The sequence below is a fragment of the Fructobacillus tropaeoli genome, from assembly GCF_001047135.2.
GTDB classification, from domain to species: domain Bacteria; phylum Bacillota; class Bacilli; order Lactobacillales; family Lactobacillaceae; genus Fructobacillus; species Fructobacillus tropaeoli.
Genome location: NZ_DF968082.1, coordinates 21952 through 28544, shown reverse-complemented (window position 1 = coordinate 28544; position 6593 = coordinate 21952). Strand labels below are relative to the sequence as shown.

Genomic DNA, 6593 nt, shown 5'->3' with positions numbered 1-6593 from the left:
CCCTTTTTTGCTGATTTTTTAGTGAAATTTGGCTGGTAGAGCATGCCGTTTATGCCAAATTGATTGGACTTTTAGAACCAATTGGTTTTACTTGGTTTGAATTATGACAATTAACTGACTGCATATTCAAAAAATGAAAATTGGTGCTAGCGAATTTTTGGCTTTTACCTTATAAATGAAGTATCGAAACGAAAGGAGGTAGAACATGAGTGGCTTGATTCGATTGGTGGTCATTTGCATCAAGTATGTTTTCAAGCACTTAACCGATTCTTTTTTTGGGCGGCACACGGATAACTTTCGAGTGCAGCTCCATGTCACTAACCTAGTACAAAAGGAGGTTAACTGCTATGAACAATGGCAATGCGGCAACATCACAATCCATCAAAATGCAACAGCGCCAAAACACAGGCGCTCGAATGGTTCAAATAGGCGTAATAAATCAGTTTAATTATTATTGTGTTAATGAAACTCAACAGACCCGTTTGAATCAGGTTTACTATGTCAAAATAATCGCATCCCCGAGAACGAACCATCGGCATTTGCGGTGTTGCCGACAGTGCCTTAAACGAAAACAGTTCCTCAGCCCATTCATCATTTTCGGAAAAGGTATCATGTATGTCACGGTTTACTGCTATTTGAACTTTTCTCTTTTCAGGCTCCACCAAGCCCGTTGGTCATCGTACCAAGTCTTATGCTAAAATGGTCAGAGCGGTTTTAACTTCAGTAACGCGATAAGGAGAAAAAATGTTTAAAGCGTACAAAAAGTTCTGGCAGAATTACGTTAACTTTAACGGTCGAACAACGCGAGCTGACTATTGGTGGTTTACTTTGGCCAATACCATTATTTGGTTACTTTGGATAGCGGTCTTTGCTGGTGTTGCTGTTGGGCCAATTATGAAGTATGTCGACCATGGGCGTTTCACGCAAGCCGATACGCCAATGTTAGGCCTATTAATCGTTTTGCTTTTATTGGCTCTCTTTTATGAATTGGCAACCTTCATTCCCAGATTATCACTGCAGTACCGACGAATCGTGGATACAGGTCTTAGTCCATGGTGGTTCCTCTTAGTTGTGATTGGCAAGTTCTTGTCAGTTAGTGCTGCGGCACAAAACAACGCAATCACAGCTGCTGTTTTCTTCTTAAACTTAGCTGTTTTTGTCATCAGCGTGTCTAAGACAGATGCCTTCAAGAAAGAAAAATAAGTTCAGCGTACAAAAGTTAGTTGCAGGAAAGGACCCACGAAAGTGGGTCCTTTTTTGGTTTGTGCTAAACATTCGGCGACGCTGGTGCTACAATGAGCAATAGAGAGTTCGAAAGGTCGGATAGCAAATGATTATGGTACAAGCATATAAAAATTATTGGCGGAAGTATTTGGACTTTTCTGGTCGAGCTTGTCTAGCTGATTTTTGGTTAGTGGTCTTTGACAACATCCTCTTGACGGTTGTGGTCCTTTTGCTAACAGGCGGATCCATTTGGGGATTGGCGCAACAACTGCTACACAATGATGTTTCCGGCATTGGTTTAGGTGTTGTTGGGATAGCAGCGTTGGCTTTGATTATTTCGCTATTTTACGGTTTAGCAACCATTATTCCCAACCTGTCATTGCAGTACCGCCGTATCTTGGATACCGGACTGAGCGCCCGTTGGTTTGCTCTTCCTGTTGTGGCTTGGTTATTAGTCATTGCTTATGCCATTTTTCAAAATGGCCTCGTGCTTTTAGCTTTGGCTGTTGTGGAACTAGTTCTTCTGGTCATTAACTTAGCCGGAACTAATCGCTTTTCACATAAACGTTAATTTCTTTGATGCCTGGCCGTTGGTCGGGCTTTTTTATATGACAATAATTTTTTTGAGGCAAGTTGACTTATGATACTAAAGCTTTAAAAATCAGTCATTTTTTAGTAGTTCTGATTTAAGAAGCGTGGTAAGATAAGAACGATTGAGAGAAAAGTAAAATGGGAGATATAAATGTTATCTGCTTACAAGGATTATTGGAAGAAGTATTTCTGTTTTTCTGGTCGGTCAACCCGGTCTGATTTTTGGTGGGTTGTCCTGGCTAACGTTTTAATTGGTATTTTGGTAACAATGATTAGTAGCGGTTCAGTCGTTTCTGCACTGGGGTCTGCCTTTAATAATGGCAATCAGGAGCAAGCAGCGACTGGCTTGGCTGGTTTTACGGTTGTTTTTATTGTTTTGTATCAATTGCTAACAATTATTCCCAATTTGTCTTTGCAAAGTCGCCGGATTATTGATACTGGCTTAAGTGGTTGGTGGTTTATTCTGGTCGTTTTAGCTTATCTCTTGCCATGGGCTTCGCTAGTAGCTTTACTAAGCGATGCCTATCACGCTGCTAATGGCAGCGGTACATCAAATTCTCTCTGGCTCATGATTCTTTGGGTCATTGTTGAAATTGTCCTATTGGTGATTAACTTAACACCAACCGATGCTTTCGGTCGGCACCGTTCTTGATTTGTGTGCAAAGCAGCCCGGTTGGGCTGTTTTTTAGTGTTAAAGCGGACAAAATACTTTTTTAGAATGCTTCTTGATGGTATAATGTCGGAGGCTGATTTATCCGGAGAGGGGGTGAGAAGGATGATACAAATATATAAACAATATTGGGAAGACTATTTCCATTTCAAGGGTCAGACTTCTCGCTCGGAGTATTGGTCAGTGTTTTTGATTAACACCGTGATTAGCCTCTTAGGTTATTGGTTGATCTTGTACTTACTAGATAATTTGGTCAGAACAGTTGTTTCCGTTGCCGATAATTCGAAGGCCTACTGGGTTGTATTAGTAACATTGATTTTTGTAACTTTTTTGCTGACAGTCTTTTTGATGCTCAATTTCATTCCATTTCTGTCGATTTCTTACCGCCGCTACCGCGATACGGGTTTGACGCCCTGGGCTTTTATTATTGAGCCTGTAGCAATTTGCTTAGCCATGGCCGTTTACTATTATGAAACGAAGGTTTATGAAACAAATATCACCATGCCTTTGTGGCTAATTCCAGTTTTACTGGTGTTGATATTGGCGGATTTTTTGATTAAAATTTTGCCGACGGGGACTTTTAATAAAATCTAAAAAGCCATTGGCCGTCAACCGGTCAATGGTTTTATTTGTTTTATAGATAATTTGTCCTCTTGCAGTAGTCTTTGCTAGGCTGAATAATCGTAGTTATAATGACATGTGTAATACGTTCGTAAACAAAGGAGGAGCGTCAGTGAGTCATGCAACTATTAAAAATAAAACAGTTTCGACTCGTGTGACTCCGGAAATTAGTGAACGAGCTAAAGCGCATTAAAACCATACCTTAAAAGGAAAATGGCAAGGTTATCGGGAATTTCATCCAGCCAGATATGGCAGTGATGGAAAACAGTATGACGGCTGGATTGTGGTCTATCAGCTAGATAATGACGAATTGATTTTACTGTTAGTCGCGACCGGACCGCATGAAGTTTTGACAAAATAGATAACAGTAAGGCCCCTAATTTCCATTCGAAATCAGGGGCCTTTTTGAATTGTGTTGAACTGAAGTGAAACTTAGTCCGCTTCGTCAAAAACGACTTGGCCGTCTTCAAAGGCAGCAATCTTAGCCAAAGAGTGGATGTTTGTTAAGCCGGCTTCGATGGCCGCTTGGCGACCAGGCTGGAATGACTTTTCAATCACAATGCCGGCGCCAACGATTGTAGCACCCGCATCATCGGCTAAGGCTTTCATACCGAGCAAAGCCTGGCCGTTGGCGAGGAAGTCGTCAATTAGCAAGACCTTGTCATCGGCCGATAAGAAGCGCTTATCGATTCTGATTTGGTTGGTGCTTTGCTTTGTGTATGAGTAGACGTCCGCGGTATAGGCATCGTCTGAGAGAATGCGGGACTTGGACTTGCGGGCAAAGACAACGGGCACATCAAGACTCAATCCGGCCATCACGGCTGGGGCGATACCAGAGGCTTCAACCGTAATCACTTTAGTGATGCCCTGGTCCTTGAAGAGACGGGCAAATTCGGTACCCATAGCCTGCATCAACTTCGGATCAATTTGATGGTTTAAAAAGGAATCAACCTTCAAAATGTCAGCGCCTAAGACGCGGCCGTCTTCTTTAATTCGTGCTTCTAATTCCTTCATGAGGACTCCTTTATCAAGACCGCTTACAAGCGGCAATCTAATTAATATTTTACCAAGGGTAAAAGCTTGCTACAAGGGCAAAAGTTGGCATTCAGTAAGAGATATGGTACATTAAAAACTAATGAAACGAGGATTATGTCGATGCCAAATCAGCAAGACAAGCTCATCAAGTGGATGAGGCTTACCAAAACCTTTCTATTAAATCTGGCCGCCTTTTTGGGTTTCTTCGCCCTTGAATATGCGGCGATGGTCTTTATCCAGGGTTCAGTTTATTTTTCCGGTCAGCACCGTTATGGGCTGTTGGTACTTGGCCTTGGTTTGGCGTATTGCTTTGTGCGCTTTGGTCTGCAGGCCATTAAAGATAATAAGACTAAGTTATCTTTTTCTTTGAAGAAAATTGCCTGGCCAACCAAATCAGAATTTGGAACCATTATTGTGGCCTACCTGTTAGGTTGGTCGGGGATGGTGATTTGGAACGAAATTGAAATTTTGTTCTTTTATAAGTTGACCCACGGGACAACGGAAAACCAGTCGGCCATTGATAACATCATGCAGGCCGGTGGCCACTATTCATTGGTCATGTTTTCGTTGATTATTGTCTTCTTAGGACCGGTGATGGAAGAAATCCTGTTCCGCGGACTCTTCTTCCGTTATTTCAAATCGGTGAAGTTCCCTTGGCTGGTTGTTGTACTGTCAGCCTTGTCCTTCGGCCTTTATCACCTAAGTTCTTATACTTGGGTATCGCTCTTGGACCTACCACCGTATGCAATCATCGGATTCTCGCTGGCTTACGTATACAAGAAAACGGACAAGTTATCATCTTCGATTATCATGCACGTTTTCCACAATGGCTGGATTCAAGTCATCTCGATTATCACCTTGCTCCAACACTGATTTTATCTTCTATTAAATTAGGCCTGCTTACCCGCAGGCCTTTTTTAGTGGGGTAAAGAGTAGGTGGCGCGACGGTTAAGCATAAGCAACAGTTGGACGGCCGGTTAAAGAGTAGATGGACCGGCAGTTAAACCAGTAGGTGGATCGCTTGCCAAATCCGTGTGGAGAAATAAAAAAATCTGTTGTTCTTTTACCCAGGTCGATCATCAGCGAAACTGATTTTGCAGCTGGGAGAACAGCAGATTTTTTAGCTGGATGAACTTAAGCGTTAACGTCTTGATCAGCCTTTGGCCAGCCGTTCAAGAGCAAGTTCAGGATCACGGCAACAACGGTCGTCATGACAACACCGTTGGTCATCACCATTTGCAATTGCTCTGGCAAGTGAGCCAAGAGGGTTGGCACTGAGCTAATGCCCAAACCAGCGCCGATTGACAAGCCGGCAGTCAAGAGGTTGCCTTCCTTGTTTAAGTCGACCTTACCAAGAATTTGCAAACCTTGGATGGCAATCGTTGAGAACATGACCATCATGGCGCCACCCAAGACGGCTGAAGGGATGATGGTTGCCAAGGAACCAAACTTTGGCAAAAGTCCCAAAACCAAGAGCAAGCAAGCGGCATAGTAAATGGGTTGCTTAGTCTTCACACCTGAAAGGCGAACAACGGCCACATTTTGTGAGAAGGTTGAGTAAGGGAAGGTATTGAAAATTCCAGAAAGGACAACGGCCAAACCTTCGGCACGGTAACCACGGGCCAAGTCCTTTTGTTCTAATTTCTTACCAGTCAAATCAGCCAAGGCAAAGTAAACGCCAGTGGCTTCGACCATGGCAGTCAAGACAATGATGATCATCGTCAATGAAGCAGACCATGAGAAAGTTGGTGTTCCCAAGAAGAATGGTTGGGGAAGGTGGAACCAAGCAGCGTCAGCAACTGGCTTCAATGACACGCGACCAAGGGCGGCTGCGAAGAGGGTTCCTAAAATAATCCCCATCAAGACGGCGATGGCCTTCAAGAAGCCCTTGGCGAACTTCATCAACAATAACGTCAAAACGATGGTTACAAAACCAATTACGAGGTTCTGCCATTCACCAAACGACTTGGCTGTTAAGCTGCCGCCACCCCAGTTTTGGAGGGCGATTGGGATCAAGCTCAAACCAATAACAGTAATCAATGAGCCAGTAACAACCGGTGGGAAGAAGGCGCGCAAACGAGCAAAGGTCCCAGCAATCAAAATGACGAAAAGACCAGCCACGATTGTAGCACCGTACATTGCGCCCCAGCCAAGGCTTGAGCCAATGTTAATCAATGGTGAAACTGCTTGGATTGATGAGCCCAAAACAACGGGCAAAGCGATACCAGTGATTGGCGTTTGCTTCAATTGGAAGAGCGTTGCCAAACCAGTACAGAAAATATCAACTGAAATCAAGTAAGCCAGTTGCGTACTATTGAAGTGCAGGGCTGTTCCAATCAACAGTGGTACCAAAATGGAACCAGCGTACATAGCCAGCACGTGTTGCAACCCTAAGAGTAGGGCCTGAAACTTTGGAAGGGGGTGGTTGGGTGTTTCCATGAGATCTCCTGTG

At 43.5% G+C, this 6593-nt stretch carries 8 protein-coding genes and 1 pseudogene; 6 read left to right on the top strand and 3 right to left on the bottom strand.

Going from position 1 to position 6593, the window contains the following annotated elements:
* Positions 1-371 precede the first annotated feature (371 nt).
* On the bottom strand, positions 372-662 hold the full coding sequence (locus AOQ32_RS08670) for a hypothetical protein (RefSeq protein ID WP_158531869.1): 291 nt from the start codon (positions 660-662) through the stop codon (positions 372-374).
* 82 nt (positions 663-744) lie between these two features.
* On the opposite strand from AOQ32_RS08670, the gene AOQ32_RS05000 reads away from it, so the two are divergent.
* The 5 genes and pseudogenes from AOQ32_RS05000 to AOQ32_RS04980 form a co-directional block, all read left to right on the top strand.
* Positions 745-1203 (top strand): DUF805 domain-containing protein, encoded by a 459-nt coding sequence (locus tag AOQ32_RS05000; RefSeq protein ID WP_059393875.1) that lies wholly within the window; start codon positions 745-747, stop codon positions 1201-1203.
* A 133-nt stretch (positions 1204-1336) separates the two neighbouring features.
* Positions 1337-1795, top strand: coding sequence for a DUF805 domain-containing protein (locus tag AOQ32_RS04995; protein WP_158531868.1), 459 nt, complete (start codon positions 1337-1339; stop codon positions 1793-1795).
* 171 nt (positions 1796-1966) lie between these two features.
* Positions 1967-2467 carry a DUF805 domain-containing protein gene (locus AOQ32_RS04990; protein WP_059393873.1) on the top strand — a complete coding sequence of 167 codons (501 nt, stop codon included), beginning with the start codon at positions 1967-1969 and terminating at the stop codon, positions 2465-2467.
* A 123-nt stretch (positions 2468-2590) separates the two neighbouring features.
* Entirely contained in the window at positions 2591-3079 is a 489-nt protein-coding gene (locus tag AOQ32_RS04985; RefSeq protein ID WP_158531867.1) for a DUF805 domain-containing protein, read from the top strand.
* A gap of 220 nt (positions 3080-3299) precedes the next feature.
* Positions 3300-3467, top strand: a pseudogene (locus AOQ32_RS04980) (type II toxin-antitoxin system YafQ family toxin); the annotation flags it as partial.
* A gap of 71 nt (positions 3468-3538) precedes the next feature.
* On the opposite strand, the gene AOQ32_RS04975 reads toward AOQ32_RS04980, so the two are convergent.
* Positions 3539-4120, bottom strand: a complete 582-nt coding sequence (locus AOQ32_RS04975) for a xanthine phosphoribosyltransferase (protein ID WP_059393871.1) — start codon at positions 4118-4120, stop codon at positions 3539-3541.
* 141 nt (positions 4121-4261) lie between these two features.
* On the opposite strand from AOQ32_RS04975, the gene AOQ32_RS04970 reads away from it, so the two are divergent.
* Positions 4262-5014: a CPBP family intramembrane glutamic endopeptidase gene (locus AOQ32_RS04970; RefSeq protein ID WP_059393870.1), complete on the top strand. Its 753-nt coding sequence runs from the start codon at positions 4262-4264 to the stop codon at positions 5012-5014.
* A gap of 261 nt (positions 5015-5275) precedes the next feature.
* Here AOQ32_RS04970 and AOQ32_RS04965 read toward each other — a convergent pair whose 3' ends face one another.
* Positions 5276-6580 (bottom strand): nucleobase:cation symporter-2 family protein, encoded by a 1305-nt coding sequence (locus AOQ32_RS04965; protein ID WP_059393869.1) that lies wholly within the window; start codon positions 6578-6580, stop codon positions 5276-5278.
* Positions 6581-6593 lie beyond the last annotated feature (13 nt).